This window comes from Actinoplanes sp. NPDC049599 (genome assembly GCF_044465625.1).
Taxonomy (GTDB): Bacteria; Actinomycetota; Actinomycetes; order Mycobacteriales; family Micromonosporaceae; genus Actinoplanes.
The window spans coordinates 149,399-169,724 of the sequence record NZ_JBITLX010000007.1 but is presented as its reverse complement, the minus strand read 5'-3'; the positions used below and the strand labels follow the sequence as shown (position 1 = coordinate 169,724).

Sequence of the window (20,326 nt, the reverse complement as noted above, 5' to 3'; positions counted from 1 at the left end):
CAAGCATCGAGCCATGATGATTTCCCGAATGACCGCCGCGGCCGGGGCGGTGGCCGTCGCCGCCGTCCTGCTGGCCGCGCCGCCGGTCTCGGCCCGGCCGGCGGCCCTCGACTGGCACCCGTGCGCGCCGCCGGGCCAGGCCGCCGCCACCGCCGACTGCGCCACCCTCCGGCTCCCGGTCGACCGGGCCGATCCGGGCGCCGGCACCTTCGGCCTCGCCGTCGCGCGGCGCACCGCCACCGACCCGGCCGCCCGGATCGGCACGCTGATCTTCGGACCGGGCGGCCCGGGCGACAGCGGGGTGAACCGGGTCAGCACCGGCCAGTCGCGGTTCAGCGAGGAGCTGCGCCGGCGCTTCGACATCGTGAGCTTCGACCCGCGCGGGGTCGGCGCCAGCCATCCGGTCACCTGCCCGGCCGCGCCGCCGCCCGCGCCGGCCCTGCTGACCAGCCAGGCCGACTTCGACCGGACGCTGGCGGCCAACCGCGCCCGGTGGGCGGGCTGCCGGGAACTGACCGGACCGCTGTTCGATCACGCCGACTCCGCCAGCACGGTGCGTGACCTGGACGCGCTGCGCGCCGCGCTGGGCGAGCGCACGCTGACCTTCCACGGCTCCTCGTACGGCAGCCTGCTCGGCGAGCTGTACGCCGAGCGCTACCCGGACCGGGTCCGCGCCATCGTCCTGGAGAGCGCGGTCGACCACAGCCGGCGGACCGACGGGTTCCTGCGCACCCAGGCGTGGGCCCTGCAGGACTCGTTCGACGCGTTCGTGCGGTGGTGCACCCCGCGGCAGCCGGCCTGCGTCCTGCGGGGCGAGGACGTCCGGGCGGTGTGGGACGACCTCATGGACCGGGCCGGCCGCGGCGAGCTGACCCTGCCGCAGTACCAGCTGGTCGCCAACGCGCACAAGAAGCTCGCCGGCCCCGACTACCCGGGCCTGGCCGGCTTCATCGCCGCGATGCGCCGCGGCGAGCCGGGCCCGACCCAGCGGCTGGACCCGGTGCTGGCGGTGTTCTGCGCGGACTGGTCCCTGCCGGTGCGCGACTTCCGCGCGTACCGCGAGCTGCTGGACCGCGCCCGGGCCGAGGCGCCGGACGTGCGTTACCCGGCCGGGGTGTTCGCCCTGTCGGCCTGCCTGGGCTGGCCGCAGCCGGTGGCCGACCCGCAGCACCGGCTGCGGGTGCGCACCCGCACGCCGCTGTTGCTGATCAACGCCCGGCACGACCCGGCGAGCGGCTACAACTGGGCCACCGAGATCGCCCGCCAGCTCGGCCGGCACGGCGTGCTGCTGACCTACGCCGGCGCCGGGCACGGCTCCTACAACCGGTCCGGCTGCATGGCGCAGGCGGTGGACGCGTACCTGATCTCGCTGACCGTGCCCCGGCGCGGCACGGTCTGCCCGGCGGCCTGACTACAGCCCCGGCAGGTCCAGGGTGTGCGCGGTGTGGGTGGCCTTGGTCGCCAGGTAGCGCAGGTTGGCCGGGGACACGTGCACCCCGGTCGGGATGCGCTCGGTGACCTCGACGCCGCTCGCCGCCAGCTGGGCGGCCTTGTCCGGGTTGTTGCTCAGCAGCCGGATCCGCCCGGCGCCCAGGGCCAGCAGCATCTGCGCCGCCGGGGTGTAGTCCCGTTCGTCCTCGCCGCGGCCGAGGGCCACGTTCGCCTCGTACGTGTCCAGCCCGGCTTCCTGCAGCGCGTAGGCGTCCAGCTTCGCGTACAGCCCGATCCCGCGGCCTTCCTGGCGCAGGTAGAGCAGCAGGCCGCCGGGCTCGGCGATGCGTTCGACCGCCTCGCGCAGCTGCGGGCCGCAGTCGCAGCGCTGGCTGCCGAACACGTCCCCGGTCAGGCACTCGCTGTGCGGGCGGACCAGTGGGGTGGCCCGCACCGCGCCCTCCCAGTCGCCCAGGCCCAGCGCCAGGTGCTCACGCCCGTCGACCAGGCCGTCGAAGGTCAGCACCCGCGCGGTGGTGGCGTAGCCGTCCGCGAAGCGCAGCGGGACCGTGACCCGCGTCCGTACCGTGGCTTGCGGGATCGTCCCGACGTCGAGCGTTCCCCAGCCGGCCGTCTCGGTCATCGGCCCCCCATTTCGATTTTTCCGACGGTTTGGTTTCCCGGTTCACGTCCGGTCAGTCCCGGTAGCGATCGGAGAGCGCGTAGCGCAGCAGCACCACGTCGCCGATCTGCCGGACCTCGGTCAGGCGGGCCCGGCGGTCCGGGCCCCACGGGAAGCTGCCGTCGCCGACGAAGCGGGGCGCCCGGGAGTCGCCGACGAAGAACGGCGCCACCACCAGCTGCAGCTCGTCGGCCAGGCCCGCGGTGAGGAAGCCGGTGTGGACGGTGCCGCCGCCCTCGACCATCAGCCGGCGCACCCCGCGCCCGCCCAGGTCGGTGAGCACCCGGTCCAGGTCGAGCGGCTCGCCGCCGTCGACGACCGTGGCCACCTTGCCCAGCTTCTCCTCGGCGCCGGGCAGCGCCGGCGTGGCGCAGTAGACCAGCTTGTCGGCGTCGCCGAGGGTGAAGAACCGGGCGGCCGGGTCCAGGTCGCAGGCGCCGGTCACGGTCACCTTGACCGGGTCCGGCGGCAGCCCGCCGGCGATCCGGGCGGCCCGGCGGGACTCGTCGCGGATCAGCAGCCGGGGGTTGTCCACCCGGACCGTGCCGGCGCCGACCAGGATCGCGTCGCAACCGGCACGAACCTCATCGACCCGGTCGAAATCGGCGTCGTTGGAGAGCAGGAGGCGCTCGTCGCTCGGGCTGTCCACATATCCGTCGATGGACATGCCACAGCTGAGCAGTACGTACGGGCGCGCGAGCACAGAGGGTCCTCCTACGGAGCGACCAACGTCACCCCGGCGTCCAACATAATCGGAACGGCGCTCGACGGCACGGTCATGCACCGCTGCCGACCAGCTCCCGCACCGGCAGCAGGACCTTGTGCGCGGGCACGACCACCGGCTCGGCGATCGTGACCAGCGGGGCCGCGACGGCCCTGACCGGGGCGGCGACCGCCGCGCGGGCCCGCGAGCGGGCCCGGGCGCCGGCCGCGGCCCGGGTGATGATGACCACGAGGCCGGGCAGCGCCGCGACGAAGGCGAACACGCCGTAGACCACGGCGATGGTCAGGCCCTGGGTGGCGCTGAGCCCGGCCGCGCCGAACGCCCACGCGGTCACGCCCTCGCGCGGTCCCCAGCCGCCGATGTTGACCGGCAGGGTCATCGCCAGCAGCGCCAGCAGCATCAGCGGGGCCAGCCGCAGCAGCGACGCGTCCGAACCGGCGGCCCGCGCCGCGACCACGAACGTCGCCAGGTGCCCGGCCAGCACGACCGTCGAGGCCAGCACGATGCCCGGCCAGTTGCGCCGGGCCAGCAACCCGGCGCGCAGCTCGGTGACCCCGGTGCGGGCGGCCCGCGCCCACCGGGAGGCGCCGCTGCGCAGCCGCCCGACCACGAAGACCAGCAGGGCCGCGAGGCCGACGGTGCCCACCGTCGCGACGGCGAGCCCGCGAGCGTTGGCCTGCAGGTGCGACAGGACCGGCGACGGTACGGTCAGCAGCACCGTCACGCCCACCGAGACGAGCACGACCTGCCCCGCCGTGCGTTCCAGCACCACGGCGCGCACGCTGCGGCCCACGTCGCCCTCTTCGCGGCCGTGCTGCACCGCCCGGTCGACATCACCGAGCACGCCGCCCGGCAGCGCCGCGTTGATGAACAGCGCCTTGTAGTAGTCGGCGATCGCGCCGCGCAGCGACAGCGTCATGCCCAGGCCGCGCGCCACCAGGCACCAGCGCCAGGCGGAGAACACTGTGGTCGCGACGCCGATGGTGAACGCCAGGGCCAGCGCCGGTCCGTCGATCACCCGGAGCCCGTCGAGGAAGGCGCCGGTGCCGAGGCGCCAGAGCAATACGGCAAGGATCCCCACCCCGCCGACTACCCGCACCCACGCCCAGATCGATCGGTTCATGCCGCTGCCCCCTCAGGATCACCTTCTGGGATTAATACGTCCGGGCGGCGGCAGGCGGTTCACTCTTTCTGCGCGAGAAGATCTTGATGCCCTACCGTTACCCGCAGCCGGCCCGCCTCGGCGGCCGTGGTCCGCGCCTTCAGGTAGTCGTCCAGCTCCAGGTCAGGGCGCTGCTCGGCGGCCGCGGAGAGCCAGCCGCGGAGCCACTCGGCGGTCAGCGCGGCGTGCTCGGGGCCCAGCTGCCAGGGGCTCGAACGGGTGGTGACCGACACTCCCACCCGGGCGAACGCCTCGGCCGCGGCGCCCACCGCCTCCGGGCCGAGCAGCCGCCGCCCGCCGACGGACCGCCGCTGGTGGGCGTTGAACGCGTCAGCCACCACCGCATCCAGCGGGTCGGCCGGCTCGAACGTGACCTCGCCCACCACGGAGAGGGTGAACAGCGCCGGGGTGTCCGACGTCACGCACGCCTCGGCCAGCGCCGCGACCTCCTCGGTGGTGAACAGGTCGAGCAGCGCCGAGCAGGTGACCAGCGAGGTGCCGGCCAGGTCGGCCGCGGTCAGGGCGGTGACGTCGCCCTGCGCGGTCCGCACCGTCACGGCGGTCCCGTCCGCGGCGGCCGCCGGCAGGTGCGCGGCGGCGTGCGCGAGCAGGGCGGGGTCGCGGTCGTGCAGCACCCAGCGCTGCGGGCCGGGCAGCAGCGGCGCCAGCCACCGGCCCATCGAGCCGGTGCCGCAACCGAGGTCGCGGATGACCAGCTCACCGCCGGCCGGCAGGCGCAGCGCCTCGACCAGGTCCCGGGCCCGGGCGGCGGCGTCCGCGGGTTCGCGCAGGGTGAGCCACGTCGAGCTGAACTCTCCGGTCATACGTCCAGTACCTCGCTCAGTAGTCGGGTCGTGAAGTCCCAGCCGCGCAGGTGCTCGCGGCGGGCGGCCGCGGCGGCCCGCCACCCGGCCCGCTCCACCGGCTCGGTGAGCCAGCGGCGCAGCGTCGCGGCCAGCGCCCGCGGGTCGCCCGGGGGCACCAGCGCACCGGGCAGGCGGCCGTCCGGCGCGGTGCCGAGCGCCTCCGGCACGCCGGCGACCTGGGTGCCGAGCACCGGTACGCCGCGCGCCAGCGCCTCGGTCACCACCATGCCGTACGTCTCGGCCAGCGACGGCAGCACCAGCAGATCAGCGTGGTGGTAGGTGCCGGCCAGGGCGTCCCCGGTGCGTGTCCCGGCGAACTCCACCCGGCCGGGCACCGCCGCGGCCAGCTCCCGGACCCGCGTCACGAAGCCGGGCGCCCGATCCAGGGCGCCGACCAGCGTGCACGTCCACGGCAGGTCGGCGAGCGTCACCAGGGCCTCGACCAGCACGTCCTGCGCCTTGCGCGGGGTCACCGCCGCGACGCACACCAACCGGCCACCGTCCGGGACCGCCCCGGCCTGGTTGCCGTCCGGGGCCGCCCCGGCGGCCTGGTTACTGTCCGGGGCCGCCCCGGCGGCCTGGTTGCTGTCCGGGGCCGCCGCGGCCTGGTTGCTGTCCGGGGCCGCCCCGGCCTGGTTGCCGTCCGGGACCGCCCCGGCCTGGTTGCTGTCCGGGGCCGCCCCGGCCCGGCCTCGGTCCCCGAGCGGGGCCGGGTCGACGCCGGGCGGGGCGACGTGGACGGTGCCGGCCGGCAGGCCGTGGATTTTCTCCAGCCGGCGGCCGGCGCCGCTGCTGGTGGCCACCACAGCGGCGGCCGCGCGGATCGTCCGGCCCTCGCGCGCGGTCAGCTCGGCGGCCGCGGCGGGGGCCAGCCCGGTCTCGTCGCCGAGCGGCAGGTGCACCAGCACGACCAGCCGCAGCCGGCCGGCCAGGGGCTCGAGCAGCTCCGGCACCGCGCCGGCGACCAGGCCGTCGAGCAGCACCGTCGCGCCTCTCGGCAGCCGCGCCAGCTCCCCGGCCAGCACCGCCCGGTCGGCCTCCGCCGGGTACGGCCAGGCCGCCGCCACCGCGATCTCGTGCACGTCGCGAGTGGCGGCCAGCCCGGTCAGGACCCGGCGGTCGTACGTGTTGCCACCGCTCGGCGCGGCCGGGTCGTCGATCCCGCCCGGCAGCACCACATGCAGGGCAGCGGTCACAGGTTCCGCTCGTAGCCGGCCCAGGCGATGTGCGACTCGTGCAGCGTCACCGCGATGCCGGTCAGGCCGTGCGCGCCGGCGCCGAGGTCACCCGCCTCGATCTTGTCGGCCAGCCGGTCGGCGATGACCTTGGCGAGGAACTCCGTCGAGGTGTTCACGCCGGTGAAGTCGGCCTCGTCGTCGAGGTTGCGGTAGCTGAGCGCGCCGCAGATGGCATGCAGCTCCTCCAGGGCCCGGCCGATGTCCACGACGATGTTGTCCGCGTCCAGCTCGGGCCGCTTGAAGGTGGCGTCCACCACGAACGTCGCGCCGTGCAGCTTCTGGGCCGGTCCGAAGACCTCCCCCGAGAAGCTGTGGGCGATCATGATGTGGTCACGCACGGTGACGCTGAACATTCACTCTCCAGTCGGGTAGGTGATCAGGTGGCACAGCGCGGGGAGGTCCCCGCTGGTCAGGCGCGGCAGCACGGCCGGCAGCTCGGCGAAGGTGGACTCCCCGCTGAGCAGGGCGTCGAAGACCGGGTCGGCGAGCAGATCCAGGGCGATGGCCAGCCGGTCGGCGTAACTGCGGCGCCCGCGCCGGGCCGGGGCGATCCCGCCGACCTGGCTGCTCTTGATGACCAGCCGGCGGGAGTGGAAGAACTCGCCGAGCGGGATGCTCACCTCGCGGTCGCCGTACCAGCTGAGCTCGATGACGGTGGCCTCCGGGGCCAGCAGTTCCAGCGCCCGGGTCAGGCCCGCCGCGGTGGCGCTGGCGTGCACGACCAGGTCGCAGTCGCCGGTGGCGTCGGCGGGCAGGGCGAAGTCGACCCCGAGGGCCGCGGCGAGCGCGGCGCGGGCCGGGTCGGCGTCGACGAGCTGCACCCGGGCGCCGGGGAAGCGGGCCAGCACGGCCGCCACGCCGGCGCCGACCATGCCCGCGCCGACCACCGCGATCCGGTCGCCGACCAGCGGCGCGGCGTCCCAGAGGGCGTTGACGGCGGTCTCCACCGTGCCGGCCAGCACGGCCCGGCGGGCGGGGACGGTGCCGGGCACCACGGTCACGGCGTCCGCCGGCACCACGTAGCGGGTCTGGTGCGGGTACAGCGCGAAGACCGTGCGGCCGAGCAGGTGCTCCGGGCCCTGCTCGACGACGCCGACGTTGAGGTAGCCGTACTTCACCGGGGCCGGGAAGTCGCCCTCCTGGAAGGGCGCGCGCATCGCCGCGTGCTGGCTCTCCGGCACCCCGCCGCGGAACACCAGGGTCTCGGTGCCGCGGCTGACCCCGGAGTGCAGGGTGCGCACCAGCACCTCGTCCGGGCCGGGTGTGCCGAGGGTCACCGGCCGGATCTCGCCGCGGCCGGGCGCGGCGAGCCAGAACGCGTTTGCCTCGCCCGTCATGGGTATTTCTCCTCCGTGCGCTGAACCGAACGCGCGGATCAAGCGTGTTCAGTGACGACAACAGCGGCAACCATACGCGGCAACGGATCTTGCCATCCCGGAGGCACGGTGACTATCAGTATCGCCACGATGACGGCTCGCGAGAGCCGTGGACCGATCGTCGGCCTGGCCGCACACCTGATCCTGCTGACGGCGCTGGCCGCCGGCACCGGGCTCAGCGCGAACGGCTGGCTGGCGGGCACCGCGTACGCCGTGGTCCTGACCGTGGTGCTCGGCGCGGGCCTGCGCCGCACCGGGATGCGCGCCCTCGGCGCCGCGAACGCCGTGACGCTGGGCCGCGCGACGCTGGTCGGCGGCGTGACCGCCCTGGTCGTGACCTCCTTCACCGCGCCGGTGCCGCTGCCCGTGCTGGTCACGCTGGTCGCGGTGGCGCTGGCGCTGGACGGCGTGGACGGTCAGGTGGCGCGGCGCACGAACTCCACCACCAAGCTGGGCGCGCGCTTCGACATGGAGGTCGACGCGTTCCTGATCCTGGTGCTGAGCGTCTTCGTGGCGGGCACCTTCGGCTGGTGGACCATCGCGCTGGGCGCCTTCCGCTACGTCTTCGTCGCCGCCTCGTGGGCCTGGCCGTGGCTGAACGCCCCGCTGCCGCCGAAGTTCTCCCGCAAGGTCGTCGCCGCGGTCCAGGGCGTGGTGCTCGTGGTCGCCACCGCGAGCCTGCTGCCGGACGCCGTCGCGTTCCTCGCGGTGGCCGCCGCGCTGGCCTCGCTGACCTGGTCGTTCGGCCGCGACGTGCAGTGGCTGTGGGCCGAGGAGCGCCGGCACCGGCTGGTGGCGGCCCGGGCCCGGGTGGCCGAGCGCCGTGCGCTGCTGCTGCACCGGCCCGTCTCGGTCAACGTCTGAGCGGCCGAGGATCCGGCTGGACCAGCCCGGGGCGCGATGCCGGCGGCGCGTCGGCGATGCTGGGGGCGTGGAGTACGTGTCCAGAGTGCCGCGACCGCCGCTGGACGGGCTGATCGACGACCTTTACTACCTGGAGGGTGCGCCGCCGTACGCCCGGCTGACGCTGCCGGCAAGCCCGGCGGCGTTGCTGATCGTCAATCTCGGGGCGCCGTTCCGCATCCGCGCCGGCGCCGGCATCAAGACGGCCGAGTACGCCGACGGCTGCGTGGTCACCACGCCCACCCGGGCGTGGGAGTTCGGCTATCCGGCCCGGACCCGGTCTGTCGGCGTGCACTTCAAGCCGTGGGGGCCGGCGCCGTTCCTGCCGATGCCCGCGGCCGAGCTGTGTGACCGGCCGGTGACGGTGGAGCAGGTCTGGGGCCGGGCCGCCGTTGCTGAGCTGCGGGACCGGCTGGCCACCGCGAACGGACCGCACGAGATGCTGACGCTGCTCGAGGAGGAGCTGCTGCGCCGGCTGGGCGAGACCGCCGGGCTGGGGCTGGTCCGCCGGACGAGCGGCGTGATCGCGGCGACCGGCTGGCCCGCACCTACCGCCTCACCGCCGCCGTGTTGTCGATCGACCCCGCCGGACCGATCGACTGGGCCGACCTCGCCGGTGGCGCCGGCTACTTCGACCAGGCCCACTTCGGCCACGAGTTCCGGGCCTTCACCGGGCTTACGCCGACCCGCTACCTCGAGGTCCGGCGGCGGTTCCTGCGCGAACATCCCGGCCACGTGCTGGACGGCTGGCCGCTGCCGGCCGATTGATTTTCTCCAAGAGCGACGGCTCACGACACGCTAATTTGGGGCCACCCCAAGCAGAGGAGCGCCCCGTGGGCAAGGTGGTCATGTACAGCTCGGTGTCGGTGGACGGCTTCATCGCCGACACCAATGACCAGCCCGGACCGCTGTTCGACTGGTTGTCCAGCGGTGACGTCCCGTTGGACGGCAGCGGAGTGCTGAAGGTGTCGCAGGCCTCCTACGACTACACCCGGCCGTACTGGGACCAGATCGGGGTGACGATCGCCGGCCGCCACGTCTTCGACCTGACGGACGGCTGGGACGGCAAGCCGCCGAGCGGGATCGACCACGTGGTCGTCGTGACGCACCGGCCGCGGCCGGAGGGCTGGGACCCCGAGGCGCCGTTCCACTTCGTCGACGGCGTCGAGGCAGCCGTAACCAAGGCGCAGGAGCTCGCGGGTGACCGCCTGGTCGAGGTCGCCGCCGGCGACGTCGGTGGCCAGGCGCTTGCCGCGGGCCTGGTCGACGAGGTGCGGATGGACGTCGTCCCCGTGGTGTTCGGGTCCGGCAAGCGCTACTTCGGGTCGGTCCACGCGCAGCACCTGCTGGCGGATCCTGACGTGGTGATTCCGGGCAACCGGGTGCTGCACCTGCGCTACCGGGTGCGCGGCCGGGATCTTTGACCAGCACCCGACAGCCACCGCCGTAGCGGGGCTCAGCCCACCCGCCGGATCGTGCCCGGCGGGGGCGCCGGGACCGCGTCCGGGTGCAGGATCGCCGCGATCGCCTCGACCCCGCCGACCAGGCGGGGCCCGGGGCGGACCACCAGGGCGTCGCCGTCGATCGCCCACACCTGCGCGCCCGGGAAGTGCGCGGACACCCCGGCGGCCTGGGCCGCGGCGCCCTCCAGGTGGAAACCGCACGGCGTGACCAGCACGACCGCCGGTTCCCCGGCGGCCAGCTCGGCCCAGGTGGTCTGCACCGACCGGGCGCCGGGCCGGGCCGCGACCGGGCTGCCGCCGGCGGCGGTGACCAGCTCCGGCACCCAGTGCCCGGCGGTGAACGGCGGGTCCACCCACTCCACGATCGCCACCCGCGGCCGGGGCCGCCCGGCGACCGCCGCAGCGACCGCCGCGAGCCGCCGGCGCAGGCCCGCGACCAGCTCCTCCGCGCGCGGCAGGACCCCCGCCCGGGCGCCGACCGCCAGGAACGTCCCGAACACCTCCTCGAGGGTGTACGGATCGAGCGACAGCACGTCCGCCCGGCAGCCCAGGTGGTCCAGCGCGTCCGACACGTGGTCCGAGGGCAGCGCGCACACCCGGCACAGGTCCTGGGTCAGGATCAGCTCCGGGTCCAGCCCGGCCAGCGCCCCGGCGTGCAGCGTGTAGAGGTCACCGCCGGCCGCCAGCTGCTCCTTGACGTACGCGTCGATCTCACCCGGGGCCATGCCGCCGGTGTCGCGCCCGCCGACCACGACCGCCTTGTCCCGCCGGGCGGACGGGGGCTCGTCACACTCGAACGTGACGCCGACCAGGTCGTCGCCGAGGCCGAGGGCGTACACGATCTCCGTGGCGGAGGGCAGCAGCGAGACCAGGCGCATGGTCATGCAGTGTGCCGGAGGATCTCCTCGATCACGACACCCCACACCGCCCGCGGCGGGAACTCGTGGCCCACGCCGGGCAGCGGCACCAGCCGGGCCGCCGGGATCTCCCGGGCCAGGGCCGCCGGGTGCGCCATCGAGAAGAGCGGGTCCACCGTGCCGTGCATGATCAGGGTGGGCAGGTCGACCGTGCCGAGCCGGTCGCGCACCGGCGGGCCGCCGCCGGCCAGCCAGTGGTTGCGGGCCGCGGCGGGGTCCTTGGTGCGGTCCAGCACCCGCTCGGCGAGCTGCCGCAGGTGCGCGGCGTCCGCCGTGAACGGCCCGCCGGCCGCGGCGATGCAGGCGACCAGCCGCTCCACGGTGGCGGCACGGTCGGTGAAGTCCGGGCAGGGGTGGGGGAGCCGGGCCGCCGGGACGGGCGCCTCGGGGAGCGGGCCGGGGCTGCTCGACATCAGCGTCACCGTGCGCAGCCGGGGCGGGTCCTCGACGGCCAGCCGCTGGGCCAGGCCGCCACCGAACGACAGCCCCACCACGTGCGCGCGGGCGATGCCCAGCGCGTCGAGCACCCCGAGCGCGTCCCCGGCCATGTCCACCTGCGAGTACGGCGGAAGGCCCGGCGGGAACGACGTCGACCGTCCGGTGTCGCGGTGGTCGTACCGGATCACGAAGCGGCCGCCGCCGGCGAGCCGCCGGCAGAAGCCGTCCTCCCACCAGTCCATCGAGCTGGCGCCGCCGGCGATCAGCAGCACCGCGGGGTCGTCGCCGGCGCCGAACGTCTCCAGGCACAGGTCCACCCCGTTCGCCGGCACCATCGTCTCGCCCATGGCCGGAGTATCACCGGGCTGGCTGACAGTTAGCTGCGCCGCGCCGTCCCCCGAAAGGCTCACGTTCCGCCGGCGGGCCCCGCGCCGGGCGCCGGCGTGGCAGCGTCGGGCCCGTGCCTCTGCCCGATCTCAGCACCTACACGCCGCACCGGACGATCACGAACGCCGCCTTCGAGGGCGTGCCCGTGCCGGGCCTGCGCGCCGAGTTCTTCCACCGCACCGGCGGCGAGCGGGCCGCCTCGGCCGCCCGCTACTCGATGGGTGGCCGTGATTTGCTGCTGGCCTGGGGCTGGAGCGACGAGCAGCACTGCCGCTTCTCGGCGGTCCGGGACCCCGAGGGATTCTGGCACCCGGAGACCGAGGGCTGCCCGGTGGTGGAGATCCTGCGCGACGGCGAGGCGCCGGACGCGCCGGTGACCGGGCTGGCCATCCGGACCCCGGCCGGTCAGTGGGTCACCGCGGACCGGGCCCCGGCCCGCTCCCGCTGACCCGCACGGCCGGCTGCCGGGTCGATCGCGCGGCGAGGTCGCAGGCGGCGGGCAGGCAGGTGCTCCAGTAGCCGAAGTTGTGCCGCCCCTCCTCGTAGGAACCGGCGGCCTTGGGCTGCGGCAACGCGCGTTCCAGCGCCCGCACCTCGGAGAGCAGCCCGTCGTCGGTGCCGCACCACAGCCCGACCGGCACCCCGCGCAGCGCACCCGCCCCGGCGAACACGTCGTCGCCGGGACGCACGGCCGGGGAGAACGCGGCCACGGCGCGGACGAAACCGGGGAAGGTCTGCGCGAGCAGCAGCGCGCCGTAACCACCCATCGACCAGCCGCACACCGCGAGCCGGGAGGTGTCGAAGCCCCGCTCGGCGCACCAGGCCGGGATCTCCTCGTGCACCATCCGCTGCGGATCGTCGGCGCCGGCCGGGCGCCAGGAGAGCCGGTCGCCGGTGGCGCCGGCGAGGACCACGGGCGCGTTGCCGCGCCGCACCGAGTCGGTGGCGAACCGGCCCAGCCCCAGCCGGGGAAAGTCGGCCGCGGTCGTCGACCCGCCGTGCAGGACCAGCAGGACCGGCAGGCCGCGCCCGGCGCCGTGACCGGCGGGCACGGCGGTGTAGAAATCGACGGTACGGCCCCGAGCCGCGGAGAACCGCCGCTCCAGCCGCTCGTCACCGACCGGGGCGCCGGGGATGACGGGGTCGCCGGAGGCACGCCGCCGATGCCAGCCGCCGAGCGCGACGACGCCGGCCGCCGCCCCGGTGCCGGCCAGCAGGGTCCGCCTTCTCATGTGGTCTCCATCGCCCGTTCAACGGCCGGCGGCCCGCGACGTGACGGTCGCCCTCGACCGGTTCAGGGGCGCCAGTCGGCGTAGCGGGCCATCGAGCGCAGCGCCACCCGCGGCGGCGTCCAGCGGATCGCGGCGTTCCGGGCCGCCACCAGCATCGGCTGGGTGAGCTGCTGGCCGACGCGCCCGATCCGGTACGAGGCCCGCGCCACCGACTGTGACCGGGGCCGCCGCCGGTCGTCGTAGTCGGCGAGGGCCTCGGCGAGCGGCCGGCCGGGTGTGCACGCCGCGCCGAGCACCACCGCGTCCTCGATGGCCTGAGCGGCGCCCTGGCCCAGGTTCGGGGTCATCGCGTGGGCCGCGTCGCCGAGCAGGGCGACCGGGCCGCGCACGTACGTCGGCAGCGGCTCCGGCAGGTGGCGCAGGTCGTGGTGCAGCACCGTGGTCGTCGCGTCGAGCAGGGCGGGCACCGGGTCGTGCCAGTCGCCGACGATCGCCCGGACGGCCGCCTTCTCGTCGGGGGAGCGGGTGCCCTCGGGGGCGTTGGTCGCGGCGAACCAGTAGACCCGGCCGTCGCCGAGCGGGACGATGCCGAACTCGGTGCCGGCGCCCCAGGTGATCGCCACGGTCAGCTCGCCCGGCCAGGGTTCGTCGGTGACGCCGCGCCAGGCCGTGGTGCCGACGTACCGGGGTGGCGCGGCCGACGGCCAGAGTTGGTGGCGGATCGTGCTGTCGATGCCGTCGGCGGCGACGACGAGGTCGGCGGGGTGGCGGCCGGCGGTGCAGACCACCGCGCCGGGCTCGACGGCGGTGACCGCCGCGTCGGTGACCAGCGCGGCCGGGGGCAGCGCCGCCAGCAGCACGCCGTGCAGGGTGGCCCGGTGGATGCCGAGCGCGGCCGTGCCGAGCGCCGCCGCCAGCTCGCCGGCGTTGATCCGGGCCAGCCAGCGGCCGTCCGGGGTGCGGGTGCCGCCGGGCGCGTCGATGCTGCCCTGGGCGCGCACCTCGGCGCCGACCCCGAGCGCGTCGAGCCCGGTCAGCGCGTTGGCCATCAGCGTGATGCCGGCGCCGACCGCGCCGAACCGGGGCGCCCGCTCCAGCACGGTGACCTCCCAGCCGGACCGGCGCAGCGCCAGCGCCGCGCACAGCCCGCCGATCCCGCCGCCGACGATGACCGCTCTCATGTGTCGCCACCCTTCTACATCTGTAGAACGCCATACTACGCAGTCGTGGTCACCACCTCACCGGAGCGCTTCGCCGCTCTCACGGACGCGGCGATCGCGCTGATCGCCGAGCTGGGCATGCGGGGGCTCACCCACCGGGCCGTCGACGCGCGCGCCGGGCTGCCGGCCGGCACCGCCTCGGCGTACCTGCGGACCCGCAAGGCGCTGGTCGAGGCCGTGGTGCGGCGGCTCGCCGACCTGGACACCGCGGACCTGGCCGCCCGCGGCGTGCCCACCGGGCCGGTCGGCGCGCCACCGGATCTCGAGCAGCTCAGCGTCGGCTTCGCCGGGCTGCTGGACGACTGGCTGACCGCCGGCCGCGCCCGCACCCTGGCCCGCTACGCCTGCCTGCTCGAGGCCACCCACCACCCCGAGCTGCGGCCGATCCTGGCGTACGGGGTGGCCATGCGCACCCAGGCCCGGGTGCTGCTGGCCGCCGCCGGCGCGCCGGACGCCGAGCGGCGCGGCAGCCACCTCGTCGCCGCGGTGGACGGCCTGCTGTTCGACCGCCTGGCCGGCGCCGGCTCGCTGGCCGCGCCCCCGCCCGGCACCCCGGAGAGCCGGGCGGACCTGACCGCCGCGATCCGCGGGCTGCTCCGCGCCGCGCTCGCCGACTGATCTCACGCTGCGTTGACCGTCCGGCCCTCGTCGCGGGCCAAACGGCCGTTTGGCTACGGCGGGTAATCTCGCCTAGAGTGGCTGGCGTCGGCGGGCCGCCGACGTAGTGAGCAGGAGATAACCGTGCATCTGAGCGAAGTCGCCATGGCAGCGGCTATCACCGTGAGTATCGCTGGTGTCTCTTACGCAGCGTTGAACACCGACGGCATCACGGCGACCGCCACCACCGTCGCGAGCAAGGCGTCGTGCCGCACCGTCGACCAGGCGATCGCCGGCTACGTGGCCCAGCACGACACGCTGCCCACCACGGTCAGGCAGCTCGAGCCGTGGGTGCGGGGCGACATCTCCGCGTACCGGATCGTCCGGGGCCGCGCCGCGGGCCCGGGCTGCTGACCCGGTCCGCCGCGGCTCAGTCCCCCTGGAGCTCGACGCGCTGCCGGAGGTAGCCGTCGCCGGACGTGCGCGCGATTGCTCGAACCACTCCTCGGGCGCCGGGGCCGAGGCCGCGGCGACGGCCCCGCCGATGGCCCGACGGGTGGCACGCCCGGCATCGTATCGGGCGGCAGCCGCGGCACCCGGTCCCTACGATGCGCGCATGCACATCGACGGCGCACCGGCCCTCTTCGCCTTCCCCGGCCCGCTGCGCGACCAGCTGGTCGCGGCGATCCTCGCGGGCACGAAGACCTCGACCTCCAGCCTGCTCGCCGACTACGAGCGCGACGACGAGCCGCTGCCCCGGGTGGGTGAGCGGTCGGCGGTCCTCGACTCGGCCGGTCGGCCGGTCGCGGTCATCGAGACCACCGAGGTACGGGTCGTCCGGCTCGGCGACGTCGACCTGCGGCACGCGATCGACGAGGGCGAGGGCTACGCGTCGGTGGCCGAGTGGCGGGCCGGCCACGAGGACTTCTGGCACAGCCCCGAGGCCCGCGCCGAGCTGGGCGACCCGGCCTTCACCGTCAACGACGACACCCTGATGGTCGCCGAGCGCTTCCGCGTGGTCCCGCTCGTGGACGCCGGGTAGTCAGCTCGCCAGCGCGAAGCGCTCGGAGTGGATCTGCGCGGCCGGCACCTTCAGCGCGCGCACGCTGCGCAGCACCGCGTCGGTCATCGCCGCCGGGCCGCAGACGTAGACGTCGCGGTCGGTGATGTCGGGGACCAGCGCTGCCAGGTTCTCCGGGGCGAACGGGTTGTTCGGCGGGTTGCCCGCGCCGGTGCGGCCGGTCAGCAGGTGCAGCACCGCGCCGCGGGACTGGGCCAGGTTGCGCAGCTCGCCCAGCAGCACGGCGTCCTCGGTGCGGTGCGCGCGGTACAGCACCGTCGTCGGGCCGGTCGCCTCCTCCAGCAGGGCCCGGATCGGCGTGATGCCCACGCCGCCGGCGATCAGCAGGGTCGCCTCCCGGGTGCGGTTGAGCGCGGTGAACGCGCCGTACGGGCCCTCGGCGAAGACCCGGGTGCCGACCGGGACCGTGCGCAGCCGGGCGCTGGTCGTGCCCACCGCCTTCGCGGTCAGCCGCAGGGTGCGGCCGTCCGGCGCGGCCGACAGCGAGAACGGGTTCGCCTCCCACCAGCGGCCGTGGCCCAGGAACCGCCAGATCATGAACTGGCCCGCGCGGGCCGGCAGCTTGTCCATGTGCTTGCCGGTCACGTAGACCGACACGACGTTGTCGGCCTCGGGGACCACCGCCGCGACCCGGAACTGGTGGCGGGCGTTGCGCCAGAGCGGCGTGACGATCCGGCCGATGATCAGCGCGCCGAGCGCGAAGGCCCACAGCGCCCACCAGTACACCCGCGCCGGCGGTGACGACGTGAACGTGGAGACCTCGAAGAGCTGGTGGATCAGCGCGAACACGATGGTCACGTAGAGCAGCAGGTGCACCGCGTGCCAGGCCTCGTAGGACAGCCGGCGGCGGGCCGCGCGTACCGACAGGCCCGCCGCGATGAGCAGGATGCCGGCGGCCAGCATGCCCAGCAGGACCGGCAGCTGGCCCTTCAGGTTGTTGAACTCGGTCAGCGGGGTGCTGTTGTACTCGCTGGCGTAGCCCAGCAGGATGACCGTCGGGTGCAGCAGGACCAGCCAGAACAGGGTGAAGCCGGTCCACCGGTGCCACGAGGTGAGCCGGTCCATGCCGATCCGCCGGTCCAGCCAGGGCAGCCGGGCGATCAGGGTGAGCTGCAGGATCATCACGAAGGCCAGGTGCAGCCCCAGCCACTTGCCGAAGCCGAGGATCGGGTTCTTGGCCGGCTCGGCGGTCAGGAACACCGTCTCGATGATCAGCAGGTTGAGCCCCACGACGGCCCACAGCACCAGCCGGGCCAGCCGGGCCGGGGGGAGGCCGGCGCGCGCCGGCGCCCGGTGCAGCCGTTCATTCGCAGCCGTCATCGATCTCTCCTGTTCGCGGGCCTGCCGCACACACGTCCACGGCGGCGATCCGGTTCAGCACCACGGTGTACAGCGAGCGGGCGACGACAGTTCAGCACAGCGACCCTGGAACGGAAAGCGTGCGCCGGAAATCCGACGCACGCCCGGTGCGGGTGGCCAGGGTGACACCAGTGGCGGGCCGGTCACGGTGAGGTCATACGATCGCTGCGGAGAAGCCGTACACAGCACGGAGGGGTGTCATGACCACGGAGACGCTGGAGTTCCAAGCCGAGGCGCGCCAGCTGCTGCAGCTGATGGTCCATTCGATCTATTCGAACAAGGACATCTTCCTGCGGGAGCTGATCTCGAACGCGTCCGACGCCCTGGACAAGCTGCGTCTCGCCGTGCTCCAGGGCGAGCTGGAGGCCGACACCTCCGACCTGCACATCGACATCGTCGCGGAGGCCGAGGCCCGCACGCTGACCGTCCGCGACAACGGCATCGGCATGTCACGCGACGAGGTGGTCGCGCTGATCGGCACGATCGCCAAGTCCGGCACCGCCGAGATGCTCAGCCGGCTCAAGGAGAGCAAGGAGTCGGCCGAGCTGATCGGCCAGTTCGGCGTCGGTTTCTACTCGACGTTCATGGTCGCCGACAAGGTCACCCTGGTGACCCGCAAGGCGGGCGAGAGCGAGGGTACGCGCTGGCAGTCCGACGGCGAGGGCACGTACACGATCGAGCCGGTGGCGGACGCGCCGCAGGGCACCGCGGTCACCGTGCACCTGCGCCCGAAGGATGAGGAGGACGCGCTCTTCGACTACGCCGACGAGTGGAAGATCAAGGAGATCGTCAAGAAGTACTCCGACTTCATCGCGTTCCCCATCCGTCTGGTCTCCGCCGAGGGCGAGCCGGCCACTCTCAACTCGATGAAGGCGCTGTGGGCGCGCCCGCGCTCCGAGGTCAAGGCCGAGGAGTACACGGAGTTCTACCGGCACATCAGCCACGACTGGTCGGACCCGCTGGAGACCATCCAGATGCGGGCCGAGGGCACCTTCGAGTACGAGGCGCTGCTGTTCATCCCGTCGCGCGCCCCGCACGACCTGTTCCAGCGCGACGGCCGCCGCGGCATCCAGCTCTACGTCAAGCGCGTCTTCATCATGGACGACAGCCGCGAGCTGATGCCCGACTACCTGCGCTTCGTCAAGGGCGTGGTGGACGCCGCCGACCTGTCGCTGAACATCAGCAGGGAGATCCTCCAGCAGGACCGGCACATCCAGCTGATCCGCCGCCGGCTGGCCCGCAAGGTGCTCAGCACGATCAAGGACCTGCAGGCCAAGGAGCCGGAGAAGTACGCGACCCTGTGGCGCGAGTTCGGCCGGGCGATCAAGGAGGGCCTGCTCGGCGACCCCGACGACCACAAGGCGATCCTGGACGTGGCGTCGTTCGCCTCCACCGCCGGCGCCGAGCCGACCACCCTGGCGGCCTACGTCGAGCGGATGCCCGCGGGCCAGGACGAGATCTTCTACATGACCGGGGAGACCCGGGCGCAGGTGGAGAACTCGCCGCACATGGAGGCCTTCAAGGCCAAGGGGTACGAGGTCCTGCTGCTCACCGACCCGGTGGACGAGATCTGGGTCGACGCGGTCCCGGAGTACGAGGGCAAGAAGCTCCAGTCGATCGCCCGTGGCTCGGTGGACCTGACCGAGGAGCCGGCCTCGGCGGAGAAGTCCGGCGAGTACGCCGCGCTGCTGACCTGGCTGGGCGAGACGCTCACCGGCGAGGTGAAGGAGGTCCGCCTCTCCACCCGGCTGACCACCTCGCCGGCCTGCCTGGTCAGCGACAAGGACGACATCACCCCGACGCTGGAGAAGATGTACCGGGCGATGGGCCAGGACGTGCCGCCGGTCAAGCGGATCCTCGAGCTGAACCCGGACCATCCGCTGGTCAGCGGCCTGCGCGCGGCGCACGAGCAGCGCGCCGACGACCCGAACCTGCCGGAGACGGCGGAGCTGCTGTACGGCACCGCGCTGCTGGCCGAGGGCGGCGACCTGGCCGACCCGGCCCGCTTCGCCAAGCTGCTGGCCGACCGGCTGGCCCGTACCGTCTGACGGTGCTGCGCTGACCGCCCACGGGCGGTCAGCGCAGCACCGCGGCCAGGGCGTCGCGGGCGGGGCCTGAGGTCGGCGTGGATCCAGACGTCGGCCGGCGCCGTCCCGGCGTCGCGGCAGCGCGCCCAGATCCGAGCGAGCCGGTCGGTGTCGACCAGGTGGGCGCTCTCGGCGAGAGCCCGCTGGACCTCGTCGTCCCGACCGGCCGGCGGGCCGCCGCGGGAGACCCCGTCCCACGCCCGGCCGCCGGTGTCCAGGTCATGCAGCGCGGTGACGAGGCCGGCCAGCTCGCGGGCGAAGCCGGCCGGGTCGCCGATCGTGCGCGGGCCCGGCGGTCTCTCCGGGAAGCCAGCGGTGGACCGCCGGGCTGACCGCCGCCAATTATCGGCTGCGGGCGACGCCGGGACGGCCCTAGGCTTCCGGGCGACAGCAGCCAGCCAGCGGGTGGAGATGCCGGGACATGACAAGTCAGCTGTTCGCCCTCTGTTTCGCCGCGAGCGACCCGCGGCAGCTCGCCGGCTTCTGGTCCGGGGTCCTGGGCTGGGCAACGGCCGGCGAGCCGCACGGCGCCGTCGCGCTGCTGCCCGCCGACGACACCGGGTTCCGTCTCCGCTTCCTGCCGGGCGCCGGGCCGAAGACCGTGCCCAACCGCATCCACTTCGACCTGACCAGCGCCTCGCTGGAGGAGCAGAAGGAGACGGTGGCCCGCGCGCTCGGGCTCGGCGCGCGGCACATCGACGTCGGCCAGCTCCCGGAGGACGAGCACGTGGTGCTCGCCGACCCCGACGGCAACGAGTTCTGCGTGATCGAGCCGGGCAACAACTTCCTCGCCGACTGCGGCTTCATCGGGGCGCTGTCGAGCGACGGCTCCCGGGAGGTGGGGCTCTTCTGGAGCGCGGCGCTGGCCTGGCCGCTGGTCTGGGACCAGGACCAGGAGACCGCGATCCGGTCACCGCACGGCGGCCCGAAGATCACCTGGGGCGGCCCACCGGACCGGCCGAAGGCGGGCCGGAACCGCCTGCACTTCGACCTGACGATCCCGGAGGGCACCGATCCGGCGGCCGAGGTGCAGCGGTTGCTGTCGGCCGGAGCAACGCGCCTGGCCGACGGCGTGGACGAGCCGGGCCGGGTGGAGCTGGCCGACCCCGACGGCAACGAGTTCTGCCTGCTGACCCGCCGGTAGCGGCCCGCCGGGACCCATC

General features: G+C 74.5%; 22 protein-coding genes. 10 read left to right on the top strand and 12 right to left on the bottom strand.

Going from position 1 to position 20,326, the window contains the following annotated elements:
* Positions 1–13 precede the first annotated feature (13 nt).
* A complete protein-coding gene (locus ACIBQZ_RS15680; protein ID WP_396089299.1) occupies positions 14–1,411 on the top strand; it encodes an alpha/beta hydrolase in 1,398 nt (465 codons plus the stop codon).
* Here the strand turns inward: ACIBQZ_RS15680 and ribA are convergent, their stop codons facing one another.
* From ribA to ACIBQZ_RS15645, 7 genes are all read right to left on the bottom strand, one after another.
* Positions 1,412–2,074 carry a GTP cyclohydrolase II gene (ribA, locus tag ACIBQZ_RS15675; protein ID WP_396089298.1) on the bottom strand — a complete coding sequence of 221 codons (663 nt, stop codon included), beginning with the start codon at positions 2,072–2,074 and terminating at the stop codon, positions 1,412–1,414. It lies immediately after the preceding gene.
* A 52-nt stretch (positions 2,075–2,126) separates the two neighbouring features.
* Positions 2,127–2,816 carry a RibD family protein gene (locus tag ACIBQZ_RS15670; RefSeq protein WP_396089297.1) on the bottom strand — a complete coding sequence of 230 codons (690 nt, stop codon included), beginning with the start codon at positions 2,814–2,816 and terminating at the stop codon, positions 2,127–2,129.
* Positions 2,817–2,889: 73 nt separating this feature from the next.
* The gene (locus ACIBQZ_RS15665) at positions 2,890–3,960 is read right to left on the bottom strand and encodes a lysylphosphatidylglycerol synthase transmembrane domain-containing protein (protein ID WP_396089296.1); all 1,071 of its coding nucleotides are present in this window, start codon (positions 3,958–3,960) and stop codon (positions 2,890–2,892) included.
* Positions 3,961–4,019: 59 nt separating this feature from the next.
* Positions 4,020–4,823, bottom strand: a complete 804-nt coding sequence (locus tag ACIBQZ_RS15660; RefSeq protein WP_396089295.1) for a methyltransferase domain-containing protein — start codon at positions 4,821–4,823, stop codon at positions 4,020–4,022.
* The gene (locus ACIBQZ_RS15655; RefSeq protein WP_396089294.1) at positions 4,820–6,061 is read right to left on the bottom strand and encodes a glycosyltransferase family 4 protein; all 1,242 of its coding nucleotides are present in this window, start codon (positions 6,059–6,061) and stop codon (positions 4,820–4,822) included. Before ACIBQZ_RS15655 ends, ACIBQZ_RS15660 begins: the two co-directional genes overlap by 4 nt.
* Positions 6,058–6,456: a 6-pyruvoyl trahydropterin synthase family protein gene (locus tag ACIBQZ_RS15650; RefSeq protein ID WP_396089293.1), complete on the bottom strand. Its 399-nt coding sequence runs from the start codon at positions 6,454–6,456 to the stop codon at positions 6,058–6,060. The genes ACIBQZ_RS15655 and ACIBQZ_RS15650 overlap by 4 nt, the downstream gene beginning before the upstream one ends.
* Entirely contained in the window at positions 6,457–7,440 is a 984-nt protein-coding gene (locus tag ACIBQZ_RS15645) for a zinc-binding alcohol dehydrogenase (RefSeq protein WP_396089292.1), read from the bottom strand.
* 108 nt (positions 7,441–7,548) lie between these two features.
* On the opposite strand from ACIBQZ_RS15645, the gene ACIBQZ_RS15640 reads away from it, so the two are divergent.
* From ACIBQZ_RS15640 to ACIBQZ_RS15630, 3 genes are all read left to right on the top strand, one after another.
* Complete coding sequence (locus ACIBQZ_RS15640) at positions 7,549–8,343, top strand: CDP-alcohol phosphatidyltransferase family protein (RefSeq protein WP_396089291.1); 795 nt, start codon at positions 7,549–7,551, stop codon at positions 8,341–8,343.
* Positions 8,344–8,410: 67 nt separating this feature from the next.
* Positions 8,411–9,184: a DUF6597 domain-containing transcriptional factor gene (locus tag ACIBQZ_RS15635; RefSeq protein ID WP_396089290.1), complete on the top strand. Its 774-nt coding sequence runs from the start codon at positions 8,411–8,413 to the stop codon at positions 9,182–9,184.
* A 31-nt stretch (positions 9,185–9,215) separates the two neighbouring features.
* A complete protein-coding gene (locus ACIBQZ_RS15630; RefSeq protein ID WP_396089289.1) occupies positions 9,216–9,806 on the top strand; it encodes a dihydrofolate reductase family protein in 591 nt (196 codons plus the stop codon).
* Between the two features lie 32 nt (positions 9,807–9,838).
* Here the strand turns inward: ACIBQZ_RS15630 and ACIBQZ_RS15625 are convergent, their stop codons facing one another.
* Together ACIBQZ_RS15625 and ACIBQZ_RS15620 are read right to left on the bottom strand one after the other, a co-directional pair.
* Positions 9,839–10,729, bottom strand: a complete 891-nt coding sequence (locus ACIBQZ_RS15625) for an ABC transporter substrate-binding protein (RefSeq protein ID WP_396089288.1) — start codon at positions 10,727–10,729, stop codon at positions 9,839–9,841.
* Positions 10,726–11,547, bottom strand: coding sequence for an alpha/beta hydrolase (locus ACIBQZ_RS15620; protein WP_396089287.1), 822 nt, complete (start codon positions 11,545–11,547; stop codon positions 10,726–10,728). Before ACIBQZ_RS15620 ends, ACIBQZ_RS15625 begins: the two co-directional genes overlap by 4 nt.
* Positions 11,548–11,660: 113 nt before the next feature.
* On the opposite strand from ACIBQZ_RS15620, the gene ACIBQZ_RS15615 reads away from it, so the two are divergent.
* Entirely contained in the window at positions 11,661–12,035 is a 375-nt protein-coding gene (locus tag ACIBQZ_RS15615) for a hypothetical protein (protein WP_396089286.1), read from the top strand.
* Here ACIBQZ_RS15615 and ACIBQZ_RS15610 read toward each other — a convergent pair.
* On the bottom strand, positions 12,001–12,819 hold the full coding sequence (locus ACIBQZ_RS15610) for an alpha/beta hydrolase (RefSeq protein ID WP_396089285.1): 819 nt from the start codon (positions 12,817–12,819) through the stop codon (positions 12,001–12,003). The genes ACIBQZ_RS15615 and ACIBQZ_RS15610 overlap by 35 nt on opposite strands.
* A gap of 62 nt (positions 12,820–12,881) precedes the next feature.
* A complete protein-coding gene (locus tag ACIBQZ_RS15605) occupies positions 12,882–14,000 on the bottom strand; it encodes an FAD-dependent oxidoreductase (RefSeq protein ID WP_396089284.1) in 1,119 nt (372 codons plus the stop codon).
* Positions 14,001–14,045: 45 nt separating this feature from the next.
* Here ACIBQZ_RS15605 and ACIBQZ_RS15600 point away from each other — a divergent pair, with 45 nt between their 5' ends.
* The 3 genes from ACIBQZ_RS15600 (at position 14,046) to ACIBQZ_RS15590 (ending at position 15,678) form a co-directional block, all read left to right on the top strand.
* Positions 14,046–14,657, top strand: a complete 612-nt coding sequence (locus ACIBQZ_RS15600; protein WP_396089283.1) for a TetR/AcrR family transcriptional regulator — start codon at positions 14,046–14,048, stop codon at positions 14,655–14,657.
* 192 nt (positions 14,658–14,849) lie between these two features.
* Positions 14,850–15,050, top strand: coding sequence for a hypothetical protein (locus ACIBQZ_RS15595; protein ID WP_396089282.1), 201 nt, complete (start codon positions 14,850–14,852; stop codon positions 15,048–15,050).
* Between the two features lie 202 nt (positions 15,051–15,252).
* Complete coding sequence (locus ACIBQZ_RS15590; RefSeq protein ID WP_396089281.1) at positions 15,253–15,678, top strand: ASCH domain-containing protein; 426 nt, start codon at positions 15,253–15,255, stop codon at positions 15,676–15,678.
* Here the strand turns inward: ACIBQZ_RS15590 and ACIBQZ_RS15585 are convergent, their stop codons facing one another.
* Positions 15,679–17,037 carry a ferric reductase-like transmembrane domain-containing protein gene (locus ACIBQZ_RS15585; protein WP_396089280.1) on the bottom strand — a complete coding sequence of 453 codons (1,359 nt, stop codon included), beginning with the start codon at positions 17,035–17,037 and terminating at the stop codon, positions 15,679–15,681.
* Between the two features lie 239 nt (positions 17,038–17,276).
* Here ACIBQZ_RS15585 and htpG point away from each other — a divergent pair, with 239 nt between their 5' ends.
* Positions 17,277–19,124 carry a molecular chaperone HtpG gene (gene htpG / locus ACIBQZ_RS15580; RefSeq protein WP_396089279.1) on the top strand — a complete coding sequence of 616 codons (1,848 nt, stop codon included), beginning with the start codon at positions 17,277–17,279 and terminating at the stop codon, positions 19,122–19,124.
* 460 nt (positions 19,125–19,584) lie between these two features.
* The gene (locus ACIBQZ_RS15575) at positions 19,585–20,307 is read left to right on the top strand and encodes a VOC family protein (RefSeq protein WP_396089278.1); all 723 of its coding nucleotides are present in this window, start codon (positions 19,585–19,587) and stop codon (positions 20,305–20,307) included.
* Positions 20,308–20,326: the final 19 nt, after the last annotated feature.

Coding starts and splice junctions, on each gene's coding strand:
- ACIBQZ_RS15585 (WP_396089280.1), bottom strand. CDS start 17,037: ATGACGGCTGCGAATGAACGGCTGCACCGGGCGCCGGCGCGCGCCGGC.
- ACIBQZ_RS15620 (WP_396089287.1), bottom strand. CDS start 11,547: ATGGGCGAGACGATGGTGCCGGCGAACGGGGTGGACCTGTGCCTGGAG.
- ACIBQZ_RS15610 (WP_396089285.1), bottom strand. CDS start 12,819: ATGAGAAGGCGGACCCTGCTGGCCGGCACCGGGGCGGCGGCCGGCGTC.
- htpG (WP_396089279.1), top strand. CDS start 17,277: ATGACCACGGAGACGCTGGAGTTCCAAGCCGAGGCGCGCCAGCTGCTG.
- ACIBQZ_RS15590 (WP_396089281.1), top strand. CDS start 15,253: ATGCACATCGACGGCGCACCGGCCCTCTTCGCCTTCCCCGGCCCGCTG.
- ACIBQZ_RS15625 (WP_396089288.1), bottom strand. CDS start 10,729: ATGACCATGCGCCTGGTCTCGCTGCTGCCCTCCGCCACGGAGATCGTG.
- ACIBQZ_RS15650 (WP_396089293.1), bottom strand. CDS start 6,456: ATGTTCAGCGTCACCGTGCGTGACCACATCATGATCGCCCACAGCTTC.
- ACIBQZ_RS15575 (WP_396089278.1), top strand. CDS start 19,585: ATGACAAGTCAGCTGTTCGCCCTCTGTTTCGCCGCGAGCGACCCGCGG.
- ACIBQZ_RS15645 (WP_396089292.1), bottom strand. CDS start 7,440: ATGACGGGCGAGGCAAACGCGTTCTGGCTCGCCGCGCCCGGCCGCGGC.
- ACIBQZ_RS15665 (WP_396089296.1), bottom strand. CDS start 3,960: ATGAACCGATCGATCTGGGCGTGGGTGCGGGTAGTCGGCGGGGTGGGG.
- ACIBQZ_RS15605 (WP_396089284.1), bottom strand. CDS start 14,000: ATGAGAGCGGTCATCGTCGGCGGCGGGATCGGCGGGCTGTGCGCGGCG.
- ACIBQZ_RS15660 (WP_396089295.1), bottom strand. CDS start 4,823: ATGACCGGAGAGTTCAGCTCGACGTGGCTCACCCTGCGCGAACCCGCG.
- ribA (WP_396089298.1), bottom strand. CDS start 2,074: ATGACCGAGACGGCCGGCTGGGGAACGCTCGACGTCGGGACGATCCCG.
- ACIBQZ_RS15680 (WP_396089299.1), top strand. CDS start 14: ATGATGATTTCCCGAATGACCGCCGCGGCCGGGGCGGTGGCCGTCGCC.